The following is a 16,320-nucleotide window of genomic DNA, read 5'->3' on the forward strand; positions in this document are numbered from 1 at the left end:
TCGCGCTATCCCTTTGCCACGGTCGCCGGCTCCGGCGGGGTGTGCGGCCCGCTGGTCGGCCGCTCGTCGCCGTGCCCCGGCCACCATGCCTTGTGCCCGATCAGCGCGGTCAACGCCGGAACGAAGAACATCGACATGACGAACGCCGACAGCACGATGCCGATCGCCACCGCGAAGCCCATCTGCTGCAGGAACGAAATCGGCGCAAGCAGGAGCACCGCAAACGTCCCGGCCAGGATCAGTCCGGCCGCCGCGACGGTCGGGCCGGCGTGTTCCACGCCGATGGCGGCAGCCTCGTGTGGCTCGTTGCCCTCCCGCGCCTCCTCGCGTAGTCGGGCGATCATCAGGATGTTGTAGTCCGTCCCGATCGCCACCACGAAGAGGTAGAGGATGATCGGCAGCTGGAAGGTGACACCGGGCTCGCCCCGCAGCCCTTGGAAGAGGTAGACCGTGGCACCCAGCGTGGCGGCGAAGTTGAGCAGCACCGCGATCACGAGGTAGATCGGCGCGACCAGGCTACGCAGCAACAGCGCGAGGATGAGCGCGATCAGGCCGGCCGCGACCGGCAGGATCACCGACAGGTCGCGGTTGTTCGCCGAGTTGATGTCCGCGAAGATCGCGGTGGTCCCGCCGACCAACGCCCGGGTGCCGGGCGGGGCCGCCGCGTGCACGGCACCGCGCAGGTCCTCGCGGACGAGGGTGATCGCGTCGTTGGAGACCGGGTTCTCGTTGAGCAGCAGGTTGACCCGGGCCACACTCGGGTCGGTGCTGCGCTCCGGGGGCTGTGCCTGGCCCACACCCGGGGCTTTCGCTACGGCCGCCGCGAAGTCGTTGACCTGCTGCTCGGTCAGCGGCAACCCGTTACTGGTGGTCAGGTAGACCTCGGTAGGGGCGAGCGCACCGGCGGCAAACCCGCGCTGCAGGTCCTGCGCGGCCTTCGCCGACTCGGTGTCCTGCGGGAAGCCGGCGCTGAAGTCGTAGTCGGCCTTGTAGCTCAGTACGCCTGCGGCAAGCGCGACGAGGAGGACGCCGGATGCCGCCGCGACGAGTGCCGGCCGGCGCCCGACGACGGTGCCGAGCCGGTGCGAGATGGTCGCCTTGGGCGCACGCTGCCACGCCTTCGACGGCCAGAAGACGTACCGGCCGAGCAGCGAGATGACCGCCGGGACGAGAGTGAGCGAGGTGACCAGCATGACGCCGACCGCGATCGCGAGCGCCGGGCCGAGCGAGCCGAAGAAGCCCAGAGAGGCGAGGAGCAGCACGAGGAACGCGACGATGACCGCTCCGGCGGCCGACGTGATGACCTCGCCGACCCGCTGGACGGAGACGATCATCGCGGTGCGCTTGTCGTCACCGGCCCGCAGCCGCTCCCGGTAGCGGAAGAGCAGGAACAGGATGTAGTCGGTGCCGATGCCGAACAACACGATCAGCAGGATCGTCTGCAGATCCTGACTGACACTGAGATCGAATGCCTTGCCCGCGGCGGCGACGAGACCCGTCGTGATGCTCAGAACGACGCCGACGACCACCACGGGCAGCAGCGCGGCGATGGGGCTGCGGAAGATGATCAGGATTAGTCCGATGATCAGGATGATCGTCGCGACGCCGACCACGGCGAAGGCACTGTTGAAGGTGTCCTCGTTGTCGACGAAGCTCGCCACGTCGCCGGCCACGCCCGCGGTCAGCCCACTGTTCGCCAGCTCCGGGCCGATGTCCGCGCGCAGATCACGTACGGCGTCGAGCAACGCCGGGTCGTCTGGGGCAGGGGCGTCGAGCCCGACGTTGACCACCTGCACCGACTTGTCCGGCGCCACAGCTGGCGGACCGGTCACGTAGCCGGACGTGTGCGGGATGTTCTTGGCCTTGAGCGATTGGGCGAGCTGGCCTACTTTCGCCTCGTCCGCCGGCGTGAGCTTCTGCCCGTCGGCGCGCTTGACCACGATGATCGCCGTCGCGGTGGCCTGCTGCGGAAACGCCTTCTGCCCGAGCTCGGTGGCCTGCACGGACTCGTACGAGCGCGGTAGGAAGCTTTCCTGATCGGCGGAGGTGATGTCGCTCAGCGATGGTGTGGTGAGGATGATGGCGGCTGCCGCGAGCACCCACCCGGCAATCACCCACCACGCCCTGCCCACAACGAATCTGCCCAGCCGCTCGAACATGGTTTCCCCCGTGTGTTCGGCACCATCGACGTCTGGGCCCGGAGCGCCCAGGGCATCCGCCCGTCACTCAGGCGGGCTTCGCTACCCGCTGTGCAGACTACCTCCGCGTGGCACTCCTTTTCGGATGCTTCAGCTCCGAGGGCTGCGTGTGTTGCCGCAGCTACAACGCCGAGGCCGTCTGCCACGTCCCAAATGATTACGCGTCTAGGTTGGCGACATGGAGCAGCGGATCAGCCTGATCACCCTCGGCGCCGGGTCGGCGGTCTTCGAGTGTGCACCAGAAGTCACCGGCAGCTTGCGGGTGGACCGACTCCCAGGCGGCGGCCAGGCCGACGCGGGCCGGATGGTCATCGATCAGGTTGGGCATGCCGGCTCCAAGTCGTCGACTCGTGGGCTGGCACCGGGGCGGGCTGGAGGAGCTGCGCCGTTGAGGGCCGGCGCAGTTCCGGGACCGAGCACCCGCCCCGGGCCATGCGTCGACTGTCCCGGCTGACCAGGCACAACGGCATGCCACGGTGATCATCGGCGGCATGCGTGATCGGTATGCGCTCCACGCCGCGACTGTCGAATCGGGCAGACTGCGGGCATGACGGAACGTCCGGTGCTGCACCTGGTCGTCTGCGCCGCGGGTCCGGCGGAACACATCGACGAGCTGGTCGACCTCCTGATCGCCGACGGGTGGCAGGTCTGCATGATCGTCAGCCCCACCGCCGCGCCGTGGCTCGACCGTGCGGCGTTGCAAGACAAGACCGGTTATCTGGTACGCGTGGAGTGGCGGATGCCCGGCGACCCCGAGCCCCACCCACCGGCCGATGTGGTGGTGGCCGCGCCGGTCACGTTCAACACGGTGACGAAGTGGGCGTTGGGCATCAACGACACGCTGGCGCTCGGCGTCCTCAACGAGTCACTGGGCGCGGGATTGCCGATCATCGCGTTTCCGCACACCAAGGCGGAGTTGGCTGCCCATCCCGCGTACGCCGGTCACCTGGCGGTGTTGCGCGCTGCCGGTGTGCTCGTGGCCGACGGAAAGCCGCTGGACCCGGTGAATGGGTCGGAGCGTTGGGGCGTGGTCATCGAGGCGGTGCAGGCGGCTCGCCCGTCCTGAACAGTTGCAGTTCGTTTCCACGTCCGGCGGTCCTCACGATATGCGTTGTGCGTATACCAGCGATCCACACAGCGTGTTCAATGAATAGCCTCGATGAGGCAAGACGGAGGAGCCGCCGGTGACATACGCGAACTGCCCTCGGTGCGGTGGACGGCTGGCCCGGGACAACGACAGCGGACGGTGCGCGCCATGCCAGGCCGCCGAGCGGGACCGGTTGAGCGCGCCGCCGGTGGTGCCAGCGAGCTTCTGGGGGCACGAGCCGGTGCGACTGGCGCTGGCCGAGCGGCATCTGGGGCGGGTGATCCGGGCGTATCGCTGCCACCCATACCACGGTCGGGTCCCCTTGCCGCAGACCGTGGTGGCGGGGTGGCTGGGGATCACCCAAGCGCAGCTAAGTCGGGTGGAGAACGGCCCGCCGCTCGTGCACCTGGATCGTCTGGCCCATTGGGCACAGCTGCTGCGGGTACCGGCGGAGAGCCTATGGTTCCGCCTCCCTGGTCAACCTTGCTGGACCGACAACAACCTCGTGGCGGACGGAGCCGATCGCGCAGATGGCGACGATCAGGTGACCGAGCAGCGCGGCCGATCTATTGCGGCAGTTAGCGTGGAGGACGCACCAAGCCAAGGGGGTGGCGCTACGGACCGCCGACGCTTCAACGTACTGGCCGCGCTCGCGGGGCTCGCCGCAGGCGGACACACATACCTGCTCGCAGAGCCCGCCGAGGTCCCGAGGAACATCGGCATTGAGCATGTGCAGCTGGCCAGCTCCCTGGTCGATGATCTCCGGCGAGCAGACGCGGTCGCGGGTGCAGATCTGCTTTGCGATGTCGCCATCCAAGCGCACACCCGGCTTTCGGCTTGGGCAGCACGGGCGAGCTACAGCAGAGAGGTCGGCGACGCTCTTCAAAGCGCGCTGGCTGATCTATCCATCGAGGCAGCCTGGCTCGCCATTGACGCCGATCGCCGGTCCGAGGCAAGGCCGTACCTGAACGAGGCCATCACTCGTGCGCGAATCGCAGATGACCCGCGAGTGGAAGTCCGCGCTCTCACGCACCTGTCACTGCTGATCCGCGAGAGCCAACCCGGCGAGTCGCTGCACTGCGCCGAAGCCGCTTTACGGGTGTCTGGCGGGTGGGCCACACCTAGACTCACCACGTTGCTGCACTTGCGCCGGGCACACGCATACGCCGTCCTGACGGATGCCAGTGGGTTCAGCCGCGAAATGACCAAAGCTCGGCACGAGTTCGACCGCGGTTCCCAAGAGGATGACCAGGGTTTCGTGCACTTCGTGAACGCCCAAGAGTTGAACGGGATCGAAGGGCTCTCCTACCTTGCCCTCAACAGACCTGAGCGCGCTGTTCAGTCGTTGCGCTCAATCACAGCCAACCCCTCGCTTGGTCATCGACGCAACCAGGTCTACTACACGGTCCGGCTCTCGGAGGCCGCATACCAACAGGGCGACGTCAACGAGGCAGCTCGTATCGCTCTCGACGTCCTGCCTGCCGTGCGTCAGATCAACTCGAAGCGGGTGACCCAGCATCTTGCGCAGGTGCGTCGGACGTTGGCGGCGCCACGGCAGGCGACCACGACGACCCGCCAGTTCGTTGACGCCTACGACCAGGCGGCGAGCCTGTGATCGAGGGTCTGCAACTTCGTCATCGCCGCGCTGACGAAGCCAAGGGGATCTTGGATCAGCTTGTGGACCTCTACCTGGTGGTCTACGCCGGTGGTGGCGAGTTCTACAGCGAGGACCGCTACCGGCGCCAGCTTGACCTGCACATGCAGCGAGTTGGGTGGGAGTTGATTACCGCAACGGTCGACGGGAGCCTGATCGGCTACGTATATGGCTTTCCGCTACCGGCACAGACACGGTGGTGGGAAGGCATCCATGAGCCGGTGCCGCCCGGGTTTACCGAGGAGAACGGAACCCGCACCTTCGCGCTCAGCGAATTGCTCGTACACCCCGCCTGGCGACGTAAGGGCGTGGCGGCGGCACTGCATGACGAGCTGGTCATGGGTCGGGCCGAACCGCGGATCACGCTCTTGGTCCGGCCCGACAATGATGCCGCCCAGATGGCGTACCGATCGTGGGGCTGGAACAAGGTCACTAGGCTGCGCCCCGACTGGGAGACTGCGCCGACTTTCGATGTCATGGTACGCACCACCCAAATTTGCCCTCGTCCCTTCAGCTAGCCATGGTGGCTAACCACCGACTCACTCTTCTGTCGGCGGCCCGACAGATGGAATTCGACGCGTAGTCAGGGCATCGCCTCAGCCCAGGACGAATTAGATTGCGTGCATGACGGATCTTGAGCGGGGTGTTTACGAGCACCTCATCACTCGCGAGTTGGCCAACCAACTCCAGCACGTCGACCCCGCCCTGATCCAACACCACAAACTCGACCCCGCCGACGCACACACCGCCCTCGCCCGGCACATCGCCACCCTGGCAGCGAGAGCTTTGCAAGCCCTCCCCAACGGCGACGACAAGCTCCACCACCAGGTGGAAATGGCGAACCAGATCGCCGACGCCATCGCCGCCCTGAGCCCGAAGGCCGCGACGGAACAGGACCAGGTCACCGATGCCAAGCACCTGCTCCACGCCATCGCCGCCCCACCAACCCCACCGGCGCTGCCAGCCTTCCCACACCGCCCCACCACCCCCCTTTCCACCGGCGCACTGCTGGTCAACGGCCGCCATCAGCCCCGCATCGGCCACGAGGTCAACCACGAGATGGCGTCGGCCGACCAGGTGGATCTGCTGTGCGCGTTCATCAAGTGGTACGGCCTGCGCATCGTCGAGCCAGCCATCCGCGAGCTGATCGCCCGAGGCGGCAAGGTCCGGGTCATCACCACCACCTACCTGGGCGCGACCGACCAGCGGGCGCTCGACCGACTCGCCGAGCTGGGCGCCGAGATCAAGGTGTCCTACGAAACGAGGACCACCCGCCTGCACGCCAAGGCGTGGCTGTTCCGCCGGGCTAACGGCACCACCACCGCGTACGTCGGCTCGTCGAATCTGTCGAAGACCGCGCTGGTGGACGGCGTGGAGTGGAACGTACGCATCTCGAACATCGAGCAGCCGCACGTCATCGACACGTTCACGGCGACGTTCGAGGACTATTGGAACGACCCGGCGTTCGAGGCGTACGACGCGACCAGGGACGCCGATCGGCTACGGCACGCCTTGAGCGGGGAGCGTCGCGACGATGCCCCGACCGCCATCTCGAACCTGGACGTGCGCCCCTACCCCTATCAGGCCGAGATCCTGGCGGACCTGGACGCCGAGCGCCTGGTGCACGGGCGCTGGCGCAACCTAGTGGTGATGGCGACCGGCACCGGCAAGACCGTGGTCGCCGCCCTCGATTACCGCCGGCTACACAAGGCGGGCCGCGCAGACTCGCTGCTCTTCGTCGCTCATCAGGAGCAGATCCTGCGGCAGAGCCTGTCGACGTTTCGGCAGGTGATGGGCGATGGCAGCTTCGGCGAGACGCTGGTCGCGGGCGAGAAGCCGAACGGTTGGAAGCACGTCTTCGCCTCCATCCAGTCGCTGCACCGCCGGGAGGTCGACCCAGAGGCGTACGACATGGTGATCGTCGACGAGTTTCACCACGCCGAGGCACCGACGTACGCGCGACTGTTGGAGCGGTTGCGTCCCCGCGTACTCCTGGGCCTGACCGCGACGCCCGACCGGGCCGACGGCGGCGACGTGCGGCGGTGGTTTGACGGTCATGCAGCTGTTGAGCTGCACCTGTGGGAGGCGTTGGAGCGGCAGTTGTTGGCGCCGTTCCAGTATTTCGGGCTGCATGACGACGTAGACCTGTCGCAGGTCACCTGGAAGCGTGGGCAGGGCTACGACCTGGCTGAACTCAACGGCCTCTACACCGGCAACCACGCGCGGGCGCGGTCGGTGCTGCGTGCGGTCCGCGACAAGGTGGACGTCGGTCGAATGCGGGCGCTGGGGTTCTGCGTGAGCATCGGGCACGCGGAGTTCATGGCCGACTGGTTCAGGCAGCACGGCGTCGAGGCGGCGGCGGTGACCTCGGGAGTCGACCGCTCGACGCAAAAGGGAATGCTGCGGGACTCCAAGGCCGGCAAGCTGCGGGTGCTCTTCACTGTGGACCTGTTCAACGAGGGTGTTGACCTGCCCATGGTCGACACGATCCTGATGCTGCGGCCCACCGAGAGCGCCACGATCTTCCTGCAACAGCTCGGCCGTGGCCTGCGCCTCGACGACGACAAGCCCTGCCTCACTGTGCTCGACTTCATCGGCGGGCAGCACGCGAACTTCCGCTTCGACCTGCGCTGGCGTGCCCTGACCGGGGTCAGCCGCCGAGAGGTGTACGACACGGTCGAGGAGGACTTCCCGTCGCTGCCGAGCGGGTGCCACGTTGAGCTGGACCGGGTGGCGAAGGAGGTGGTGCTCCGCAACCTGGAGAAGGCGGTCCCGTCGTCGAAGAACAACATGGTTGCCGAGTTGCGCCAGCTCGGCGATGTGACCCTCGCGGAGTTCCTGCGGGACACCGGCCTGGAGATCGAGGACGTGTACCGGTCGGCGACCCTGGGCGGGTGGACCGGGCTGCGACGGCTCGCCCGGGTGGAGACGTCCGTGCCGGGGCCGGACGACCGGGAGCTGGGTCGGGCGATCGGCCGGATGCTGCACACCGATGACCCGGAGCGGCTGGCGCTGTGGGAACAGGTGGCGTCGGGCGGACCGGTGACCGGCGGGCGGATGCTGGACATGCTGCACTTCAGCCTGTGGGGGCCGAACGCGCCGCTGTCGGAGCGGGACGCGCGGTTGGGGCGACTCTGGGCGGAGCCGGCCCGTTGTGCCGAGCTACGCCAGGTCGCCGAGGTGCTGCGGGAACGGATTCACCGGGTCACCGAACCGGTGGGGCTCGGCAAGGTGCCGCTGCGGGTGCACGCCCGGTACAGCCGCAACGAGGCGTGCGCGGCGTTCGGAATGCCCAACCCGGGGTCGCTGCGGGAGGGCGTGAAGTGGCTTGAGTCGGAGCGGGCGGACCTGTTCTTCGTCACGCTGGTCAAGTCGGAGCAGCACTACTCCCCCACGACCATGTACGCCGACCGGGCCATCACCGAGACGCTGTTCCAGTGGGAGTCACAGAGCATCACGTCGTCGGCGTCGGCGACCGGGCAGCGGTACGTCAACCACGCGTCGCAGGGGTCGACGGTGCACCTGTTCGTGCGGGAGACGAAGGTGGCGGAGGGCGCCTTGGGCGTGCCGGCGTACCTATACGCCGGGCCGATGACGTACCGGCGGCACAGCGGGGATCGCCCGATGCGGATTGAGTGGGAGTTGGCACACCCGCTCCCCGCTGGCCTCTATGCCGCAGCTCGAGCCATCGCGGCTTGAGCAACGAGCCAGCTCCTGTGCCGCTCTGGCGGCGGCACAGGAGCTAGGAGCAGCGGCAGGTGCCGAGAACCGAGGGGCGTACCCCGCACGAGGGGCAGACGTCCGCAGGAGGGCGGGGCGCCGCTCGTGGTGAAGGGCTGAAAGCCGCCACCGCTGTGCGGGTGCTCTTCGGTGACTGGGAGGCCCGGCCTGCCCGCGCGTCAGGGGTAGGACTCATACCCAACGCCTTCCGCACGTCTACCTCGTTGCAGGTGGGCCAGCCCCGACGCTGAAGCCGGCCCACCATGCCCGCCAAACTCAAGGCGGGATCGTATGCGGCTAGCTCGCGAGCGGCCTTCGCGAAACCGCGCAGCCGCCGACCGGCGATGCCAGGGCGATATTCAGTTATTACTGCCTTCGCCCGGGCCGGCTGCTGGGCACGAGTTGGGGCCGCCTTGCTGGGTGCACTGCGGCTCACCTGAGGCGTACTGGGGGTCGGATAGCGTTTCAGAGCTTGGTCGACGGCCGTCGAGCCGACGAAGGCCCAGCCGCTTTGGCGGAGCCGTTTCGCGATCCCCTTGGGGCCGATGTTCGGTATCTTCGCTCGAACGCGGTGGGCGGCGTCCGCGATTTCGCGCTCGGAAGGGCGCTGACGGGCACTGGCGGCTCGACCTGCCTTGCTAGTCGCGCGCTGCGCGGTCCGCCGTTGGCCTGCTGCGCTTTTCGGCGCGGCGCGTGGCAGCACACCTGGGCGCTGGGCTGCGGACGACGAAACGACTCGGTCGAGCCACACGTCGGGGGTACGATCAGGACGGTCGTCGTTCTCCCAGTCATACCCGGGCAGTTCCAAATCGCGGCCTTCGGCATTGGCGTAGAAGTCGCCAATGCCCCTTCCTCCCACCATCGCCACCCCCGAGATCTGACGAATCCACGCCGCACAACGACGCATATGGACTGGTCAAATTGTTCGTCGGGACTGCTGCCGTCAGAACCTTCGATCAGTCAACAGTCCTGACCGAATGGCGGCTGGCGAATCACTGGCTCAGCGAGGGCGGACAGTGGCCTCAGGTAGTGGTGTGCGCCGAGGCGTCCACCACCCGAATGCTGGCGATCGCCAACTCCTCCTCGGTGAACAGCGCCCGGAACCGCGGCCGTATCACTACTGCCTCCGCCGTCAGGTCCACCCGGCCCCGCTCCCACAGCGCCGTGAACCCGTCCGACACCACCGGGTGGTGCAGCAACTGCCGGGCTGTCGCCAGCCCGCCTTTATCGGTCACCATCCGCAACAGCAGCGCCGCGTGGTACTGCGCCTCGTCGCGGGCCCGCTCATAGGTGCGCACCATTGCCTCGTGGAAGGCCGCCTCCAGCGCCCGCCGATCGGCCGTCTCAGTCTCCGCCTCGTCCGGCAACTCTTCCCGGTCGTAGGCGCGCGCCATCGCCCGCCGCAGCAGGGCATGCTGCACTTCAGCCTCTGAGGGCCGTCGGTGTCGCTGACCGGCTGCGATGCCCGGCTGAAGCGATTTTGGCGGAAGCCGGCGCGCTGCGCAGGCCGACCTGTTCTTCGTCACGCTGGTCAAGTCGGAGGCACTACTCCCCAAGTACGCGGACCGACTCGGACAGAAAGGCACGGACCGCAGCGGCGAACTGCGCTTCAGCATCGTGATGCACGACGTGACCAGCTGGCAGCTCAGCAAGCCGAGCCTGGCCGGAACGACGGGCGATCATCTCGCGGGCGTGATCGGCCGTCAGCTCGTCGCTGCGCGTACCGCGGATCAGAAGGGTGGGGCAGGTCACCGCCACCCAGTCCGTCCAGTGGTCGCCGTTGAGCGCTTTTTGGGACGCCACCGTGTCATCGATGTCGAACGAGAAGCCCCAGCTGTCTTCCGACTCCCGGAAGGAGCACTCCAGATAGGGCGCCGCCGCACCCAGGGCTGAGGCCAGCGCGTCGCGGGATGGCGCGCGGCGAGGCAGGCTTGTGGTGAACGACCAGTCGCAGTCCACCACCGCGCCGATGTCCTCGACGATCAGCGCGGTGACCCGATCCGCGTGCCGGCTGGCGTACTGGTAGGCGTTCACCCCTCCCAGTGAGTGGCCCAACACCGCAGCGGGGCCGACCTTCAGATGCTGGTGGAACGCGGCGACGTCGGCAACGTAGTCGTCCCGCTCATAGCTGTCGGCACGGTCGGACTCTCCATGCCCACGCTGGTCGAGCGCGATCACCCGCCATCGCGGTGCCAACGCCTCCGCCAGCGGCGCGAAAGCCGACGCTTCGTTGTAGTGCCCGTGCAAAGTTAGGAGCGGGTTACCCGGACCGCCAACGTCCAGATACGAAAGCCTCCGACCACCAACCGTGAAGAACCCCCGCATGACCTGGAATCCTAGATCAACGACCGCCGGCTGCCGGACGCGAACGCATCTGCCGCTGATCGCGATAGGCGCCGGCAGTCAGGCTGCGTCGGCGTTCGGCGTGAACCTGACGTCCAATCGCCTGTCCAAGGCTCTGGCTAGCCGTTCCAGGACCGGCAGGGTCGGCACGGTCCCGCCTGCCTCGAAGCGGGCAACTGCGGACTGAGTCATACCGGCGGCGCGGGCCAACTGGCTCTGACTCCAGCCGTGCCCTTCGCGCAGGTGGCGCACCTCCTGCCCAAGCTCGAAGGCGATCCGAGTGGCCTCGTACGTCTCGGCCGCTCCCGGCTCCGCCATCCGGCGTTCACGCAGGTCGTTCCAGTCCAGACGATCACTCATCGCTCCAACCTCATAGCATCAATGCTATGGGATGAGCAGTGCGAGAGTGCGCCTGGCGTTAGGTTGAGGGCATGGAGCAGCGGATCAGTCTGATCACTCTGGGCGTCGCGGACGTAGCCCGTGCCAAAGCGTTCTATGAGCAGCTCGGCTGGCGAGGCCAGGAGGTCGAGGAGACGGTCTTCTTCCAGGCCGGCGGCCTGGCGGTCGTCCTCTGGGGCCGCGACAAGCTAGCCGACGACGCGAGCATCGAAGACGGAGGCACCGACGGCTTCGGCGGGGTGGCCCTCGCCCAGAACGTCCGCTCCCGGGCAGAGGTCGACGAGGTGATCGCCACCGCGACCAAGGCCGGCGCGACGGTGACCAGCCAGCCCGGGAGACCTTCTACGGCGGTTACGCCGGCTACTTCGCCGACCCGGACGGCCACCTGTGGGAGATCGCCTGGAACCCGGGCTTCACCCTCGCCGAGGGCGGCACCCTGACCGTCCCCGACTTCAGCACCATGAACTGAACAAGCCGCCGCGGGCACCGAGAAACCCGCAACGACGCCGATCAGGGCGCCGGCGACGGGCAGAGCAGCGGGTCCAGCAGCGGCAGCTGGAGAGGATCCAGGCAGATCGCCAGCAGCCCCTGATCCGGTGACGGCGTCACGCTCGGAGTCGCGGTCGGCGTTGGCGTGAGCGACGCGACGGGCGGTGTCGGCAAGGCTGACGCGGGCGGGTCCGTGGTGGGGGCCGGACCAGGCGTCGGCACCGAACTGGCCGGCGGGATCGGAGCGACGGACGGCGCAGCGGCCGGCGGCAGGGCCACCGCGACGGCAGGTGCCACCACTGTAGAGACGGCCGACGGCCGGACAGCCGGAACATCCGGCGGGCTCCATATGGCACTGTCGGCCGATCCGACCCGCGACCTGGGCGCCACCGGCCCGACGGCACCGATCGGAACGATGACCGCCCCAGCCCGAGGTGCGTCCAAAGCGATGACCTCCGCCGAGCGCACCGGCCCACGAGGACCCCACGCGCCGGGCCCCAGAGCACCCGGGCCGAGCGTCACGAACACCACGGCCGCGACGGCGGCGGCACCGAGCGCCCGCCGGTCGGGGCGTACCGCCGTCAGCGGTGCCTCGTCGGGGTGCACCCACGGCAGCAGTGCAGGCCGGGTGTTCCGGTGCGCGGCCAGCAGCGCGTCGACCTGCGCGACGACGGCAGCGCGATCGTCGGCGACCGCGAGGGTGAGATAGAAGCGGAAGTTCACCGCGGCATTGGCCGGGACCAGCAGTCCGGCCAGTCGTCCGCGGTCGGGCAGCAGGGTGACAGGGACGTCGGGGTGGTGGGCCGGGCCGATCAGGTCCGCGTACCGCCACTCGCGCCGGTGCGCACCACCACTGAAGGCCACCTGTCGACTGGTCACGACGGCCATGCCGGTGTCGACGACCCGCAGGCCCGGCGGCAGGGCGCCGGAAGAGGGCTCAGCGAAGGAACACAAGCCCGGGGTGGGCAGGCCGGGGACGTGCCGCGCCTCGGCCTCGACGAACTGGGCAACGGGGAGGACGCGGAAGACGAGTTCGTCGTCGTCGAGCTCGACGGGTAGGCCGCTGCGAGGCTGCGTACACCCGAGGAAGCTGGCGGCTTCGATGCGCAGCCTGACCAGGTGGTCGTCGCGGCGCCGCCAGGCGTCGGTGGCGTCGCGGTACGCCCGCTGCCGGCGCTCGTTCTCGCGCTTTGCCCAGGCGATCCGCCAGGGGGCACAGGCCACAGAGGTCACGGTCACACGCGGTACAACCGCTCACGTACGTGACAGGCAACGCGGCCGGGATCGATGCATCCCTTTGCGCCCGATAGAAGAGAATTTCAGGCAGCGGCGGAGCCGGCCACGCTAGGCTCGGCTCCGCCGCCGGGTATCACCCCTACAGCGAGGTGAAGAACTGCCGCATCTCCGCGGCGAGCAGGTCCGGTTCCTCCAGCGGCATGAAGTGCCCGCCGCGACCCGGCTCACTCCAGTGCCGGATGTCGGCACAGGCCCGCTCCGCGATCGAGCGAGGGAAGTTGGCCTGCGAGGGCTCGGTGCTCACCGTGAACGCGGCCGGCACGGTAATGGCGGGTCGACTGGTGTTGTGCGCGAAGTCGGCGTACTGCCGGAACGACGAGCCGATCGTGCCGGTCACCCAGTAGAGCGTGACGATGGTGAGCAGGGTGTCCCGGTCGATGCTGTTCGCCAGGTCGCCGTGGTTGTCGCTCCAGTCGCGGTACTTGTCGACGAGCCAGGCGGCCAGCCCGGCCGGCGAGTCGGCGAGCGCCGCCGCGAGGGTGTCCGGCCGGGTGCCCATGATGGCGCTGTAGCCGCCGTCGGTCTCGTCGTACGCGGCCTCGGCGTCGAGGAACGCCTGCTCGGCAGGCGACAACGGACGGGCGTCGAAGTTGGCCGGGAACGGCGGATGGATCATGTGGATGCCGGCCACCTGCTGCGGATACAGGGCGCCGAGCCAGCCGGTGACCACACCCCCGACGTCGCCGCCGAAGGCGCCGTACCGCTGGTAGCCGAGAACGTCGGTCATCAACTCGTGCAACGTCCGGGCGAGAAGCGCCCGGGTCACCGGCTCGTTCGGCGCCTCCGAGAAACCGAAGCCGGGCAGTGAGGGCACCACCACGTCGAACGCGCCGCCGGGCCGGTCGGGGTCGGTCAGTCGGTCGACCAGCGGCAGCATCTCGACGAAGCTGCTGGGCCAGCCGTGGCTGAGCAGCAACGGCACCGGTGCCGGCGTGCCCGCCGGACGCGGGGCCCGGACGTGCAGGAAGTGCAGCTTCCGGCCGCCGACCAGGGCCAGGCCCTGGGGGTACGCGTTGAGCTCGGCCTCCCGAGAACGCCAGTCGAACCCGTCCTGCCAGTAGGACACCAGGTCCCGCAGGTAGTCGGGGTCGACGCCGCCCTGCCACGGCCGGTGGCCACTGCGGCCGGTGAAGCGGGTACGGGCCAGGCGGGCCCGCAGGTCGTCGAGGACCGCATCGGACACGTCGATGCGGAACGAGGAGAAAGACATTGGTCCTCCGGTAAGGAGGGCGCTCCCCGACGCGAGAGGTCAGCTGAGGGGGACGGCCGAGAAGAGCGCCCAGGAATGACGATGGGTGGTCACCGGGCTCACCTCCTCTCATGGCTGACGGCGATCACCGTACCGGACGACGGTCAGCCGGCCCGCCGCCGGTACGGCTGCGGGCCGTGGGTCGGGAACCGCGACTGGGTACGCGGCGGGTACGCCTCGCAGTGTTCGGCCCAGTGTTCGGCGGCGGTGGCCAGGGCGTCCGCGGAGACGGTGAGGATCAGCGGGTAGATCGCTGTGGACGGGCGGCGCATCCACGGTGGCAGCGACTCGGCGGAGAACTCCACGATCAGCTCCAGCCGGCGGCGGCGCAGCACCCGACTGCGCAGGGCCAGGTTGGGTTCGGTGAACCGGACCATCGCCGGTGGCGCGCTCAGCCCGAGGGCGGCGGTGGCCTGCCCGTGCAGCCAGCCGCCGAGTGCGCGGGCCTCCTCGACCATGAGGCTGGGGTAGTGGTGTGACCAGGTTTGACCGTCGGCGGTGCGGGCGTCCACCTCGATGAGCAGCCAGTCGTGCCAGCCGGGCGTGGCCCCGTCGGGGTCGTCGGGCGGGTCGATGCCGGGCTGGTAGCCGACGGGGCGTATCCGCACCCGAGCGCCATCGTCAGACCGGATCTCCACTCGATCATTCTGGCCGACTGAACCGGACTTCGAGCCTGAAATGGTTCACTTCGTAATGGTTCGTCGCACACCTCGGTGCTCCGCGCAGGCGTTGGACCGGCCGCCGGCCAGGCTCACCGAACCGTCGCGGCACTGCACGAGGTAACCCCGACCGGACCAGAACTGCGGTACGCAGGCGAACCAGTCGCACACCTCGGCGGCCGGCTTGCGGATCCGCGTACCGCCGCAGAAGTCGTACCCCAGCGGGTTCTCCGGTGCACCGCAGCGCGAGCCCTGGGTCGCGCTGGGCGACGGGCGCGGGGACCTCGTCGGCTTCGGCGGCGGGGGTTTCAGGGCAAGCGCCGGGCCGATCCGCGCGGGTGCCACGCTGGCGGTGGGTGCCGGGGTGGCGGCGACGGCGACCTCCGGGCCACCTGTCGGGTCGGACGGGTCGGACTCGATGAGCGCCGCCGGCACCAGCAGCGCGATGGCCGCCGCCACCGCGATGCTCCTGCGGCCACCGGGCACGAACGACGACAGCCGGGCCTGCCCGGGGGTGGCCACGGCCGGCCGGAACGGCTTGAGCTGGGCGTGCTCGGCGATCAGCTCGTCGAGTTGGGCGATCACGGCGGCGCGCTGTTCGATCGCGTCGGCGAAGGCCAGCGTGAGCTTGAACCGGAAGTCCGGCGCGGCGTCGGTGGGCAGCAACAACCCGGAGGTACGCCGCCGGTCCAGCACCTGGATCACTGTGACCGGCGCCGCCGGGTCGTGGGCCAGGCCGGTTATTCGGCCGTACGCCCAGTCGCGCCGGCCCCGCCCCCCGAGCAGCACGAGTCGACGGCTGGTGATCACGGCCATGCCGGCGTCGGTGACGCGTACGCCGTCCGGGCGGCGCGGGCGTAGCGGCCCGGTTCGGGCGACCGTGAGGTCGGGCGCGGGCAGCACTGTGGTGTGCCGTACCTCGACCAGTTGCGCCGCGGGTAGTGCCCAGAGCACCACCTCGTCGGCGGCCAACTCCAACGCCAGCCCGGCGCCGGCGGCTGCCGAGCCCTGGAAGTCGGCGGCCAGGGCGCGAAGCCGCCGTAATTCGTCGTCGCGTCGCCGCCACGCGGCCTCGGCGCCGCGGTACGTGCTGACCCGCCGCACGTTCTGCCGGTGCGCCCACCGGTACCGCCAGGTGGAACCCGTCGAATCAGTCTTTGCCACGCCGACTCCTTCGCCGCGTAGGCCACCAATCTGGGGTGTCACCCGGTTTAACAGGTGCGGCG

At 68.9% G+C, this 16,320-nt stretch carries 14 protein-coding genes; 5 read left to right on the forward strand and 9 right to left on the reverse strand.

The window, feature by feature from the left end:
- Nucleotides 1-5: 5 nt before the first annotated feature.
- The gene (locus tag ABZU74_RS05290) at nucleotides 6-2,159 is read right to left on the reverse strand and encodes an MMPL family transporter (protein ID WP_355418737.1); all 2,154 of its coding nucleotides are present in this window, start codon (nucleotides 2,157-2,159) and stop codon (nucleotides 6-8) included.
- Between the two features lie 196 nt (nucleotides 2,160-2,355).
- Nucleotides 2,356-2,526 (reverse strand): hypothetical protein, encoded by a 171-nt coding sequence (locus tag ABZU74_RS05295; RefSeq protein WP_355418739.1) that lies wholly within the window; start codon nucleotides 2,524-2,526, stop codon nucleotides 2,356-2,358.
- A 219-nt stretch (nucleotides 2,527-2,745) separates the two neighbouring features.
- Between ABZU74_RS05295 and ABZU74_RS05300 the strand changes: the two genes are divergently transcribed.
- From ABZU74_RS05300 to ABZU74_RS05315, 4 genes are all read left to right on the forward strand, one after another.
- Nucleotides 2,746-3,264 carry a flavoprotein gene (locus ABZU74_RS05300; protein WP_355418741.1) on the forward strand — a complete coding sequence of 173 codons (519 nt, stop codon included), beginning with the start codon at nucleotides 2,746-2,748 and terminating at the stop codon, nucleotides 3,262-3,264.
- 118 nt (nucleotides 3,265-3,382) lie between these two features.
- Entirely contained in the window at nucleotides 3,383-4,900 is a 1,518-nt protein-coding gene (locus ABZU74_RS05305; protein ID WP_355418743.1) for an XRE family transcriptional regulator, read from the forward strand.
- Nucleotides 4,897-5,457, forward strand: a complete 561-nt coding sequence (locus tag ABZU74_RS05310; protein WP_355418745.1) for a GNAT family N-acetyltransferase — start codon at nucleotides 4,897-4,899, stop codon at nucleotides 5,455-5,457. Before ABZU74_RS05305 ends, ABZU74_RS05310 begins: the two co-directional genes overlap by 4 nt.
- 106 nt (nucleotides 5,458-5,563) lie before the next feature.
- Nucleotides 5,564-8,638 (forward strand): DUF3427 domain-containing protein, encoded by a 3,075-nt coding sequence (locus ABZU74_RS05315; protein ID WP_355418747.1) that lies wholly within the window; start codon nucleotides 5,564-5,566, stop codon nucleotides 8,636-8,638.
- A 1,043-nt stretch (nucleotides 8,639-9,681) separates the two neighbouring features.
- On the opposite strand, the gene ABZU74_RS05320 is transcribed toward ABZU74_RS05315, so the two are convergent.
- The 3 genes from ABZU74_RS05320 to ABZU74_RS05330 form a co-directional block, all read right to left on the reverse strand.
- Nucleotides 9,682-10,080, reverse strand: a complete 399-nt coding sequence (locus ABZU74_RS05320; RefSeq protein WP_355418749.1) for a hypothetical protein — start codon at nucleotides 10,078-10,080, stop codon at nucleotides 9,682-9,684.
- Nucleotides 10,081-10,204: 124 nt separating this feature from the next.
- Nucleotides 10,205-10,984: an alpha/beta hydrolase gene (locus ABZU74_RS05325; RefSeq protein ID WP_355418751.1), complete on the reverse strand. Its 780-nt coding sequence runs from the start codon at nucleotides 10,982-10,984 to the stop codon at nucleotides 10,205-10,207.
- A gap of 78 nt (nucleotides 10,985-11,062) precedes the next feature.
- Nucleotides 11,063-11,362 (reverse strand): helix-turn-helix transcriptional regulator, encoded by a 300-nt coding sequence (locus ABZU74_RS05330; protein WP_355418753.1) that lies wholly within the window; start codon nucleotides 11,360-11,362, stop codon nucleotides 11,063-11,065.
- 71 nt (nucleotides 11,363-11,433) lie between these two features.
- Between ABZU74_RS05330 and ABZU74_RS05335 the strand changes: the two genes are divergently transcribed.
- On the forward strand, nucleotides 11,434-11,841 hold the full coding sequence (locus ABZU74_RS05335; RefSeq protein ID WP_355418755.1) for a VOC family protein: 408 nt from the start codon (nucleotides 11,434-11,436) through the stop codon (nucleotides 11,839-11,841).
- Nucleotides 11,842-11,911: 70 nt separating this feature from the next.
- On the opposite strand, the gene ABZU74_RS05340 is transcribed toward ABZU74_RS05335, so the two are convergent.
- From ABZU74_RS05340 to ABZU74_RS05355, 4 genes are all read right to left on the reverse strand, one after another.
- The gene (locus ABZU74_RS05340; RefSeq protein WP_355418757.1) at nucleotides 11,912-13,114 is read right to left on the reverse strand and encodes a hypothetical protein; all 1,203 of its coding nucleotides are present in this window, start codon (nucleotides 13,112-13,114) and stop codon (nucleotides 11,912-11,914) included.
- 151 nt (nucleotides 13,115-13,265) lie between these two features.
- Nucleotides 13,266-14,396, reverse strand: a complete 1,131-nt coding sequence (locus ABZU74_RS05345; protein ID WP_355418759.1) for an epoxide hydrolase family protein — start codon at nucleotides 14,394-14,396, stop codon at nucleotides 13,266-13,268.
- A 143-nt stretch (nucleotides 14,397-14,539) separates the two neighbouring features.
- Nucleotides 14,540-15,073 (reverse strand): hypothetical protein, encoded by a 534-nt coding sequence (locus tag ABZU74_RS05350; protein ID WP_355418761.1) that lies wholly within the window; start codon nucleotides 15,071-15,073, stop codon nucleotides 14,540-14,542.
- Between the two features lie 45 nt (nucleotides 15,074-15,118).
- On the reverse strand, nucleotides 15,119-16,258 hold the full coding sequence (locus tag ABZU74_RS05355) for a hypothetical protein (protein ID WP_355418763.1): 1,140 nt from the start codon (nucleotides 16,256-16,258) through the stop codon (nucleotides 15,119-15,121).
- Nucleotides 16,259-16,320: the final 62 nt, after the last annotated feature.

It is taken from the genome of Micromonospora sp. NPDC005171 (assembly GCF_040608575.1).
Classification (GTDB): Bacteria; Actinomycetota; Actinomycetes; order Mycobacteriales; family Micromonosporaceae; genus Micromonospora.

Excerpts from the sequence above, each read along its gene's own strand:
- ABZU74_RS05290 (WP_355418737.1), bottom strand. The coding sequence starts at position 2,159 with ATGTTCGAGCGGCTGGGCAGATTCGTTGTGGGCAGGGCGTGGTGGGTG.
- ABZU74_RS05335 (WP_355418755.1), top strand. The coding sequence starts at position 11,434 with ATGGAGCAGCGGATCAGTCTGATCACTCTGGGCGTCGCGGACGTAGCC.
- ABZU74_RS05325 (WP_355418751.1), bottom strand. The coding sequence starts at position 10,984 with ATGCGGGGGTTCTTCACGGTTGGTGGTCGGAGGCTTTCGTATCTGGAC.
- ABZU74_RS05295 (WP_355418739.1), bottom strand. The coding sequence starts at position 2,526 with ATGCCCAACCTGATCGATGACCATCCGGCCCGCGTCGGCCTGGCCGCC.
- ABZU74_RS05315 (WP_355418747.1), top strand. The coding sequence starts at position 5,564 with ATGACGGATCTTGAGCGGGGTGTTTACGAGCACCTCATCACTCGCGAG.
- ABZU74_RS05330 (WP_355418753.1), bottom strand. The coding sequence starts at position 11,362 with ATGAGTGATCGTCTGGACTGGAACGACCTGCGTGAACGCCGGATGGCG.
- ABZU74_RS05345 (WP_355418759.1), bottom strand. The coding sequence starts at position 14,396 with ATGTCTTTCTCCTCGTTCCGCATCGACGTGTCCGATGCGGTCCTCGAC.
- ABZU74_RS05300 (WP_355418741.1), top strand. The coding sequence starts at position 2,746 with ATGACGGAACGTCCGGTGCTGCACCTGGTCGTCTGCGCCGCGGGTCCG.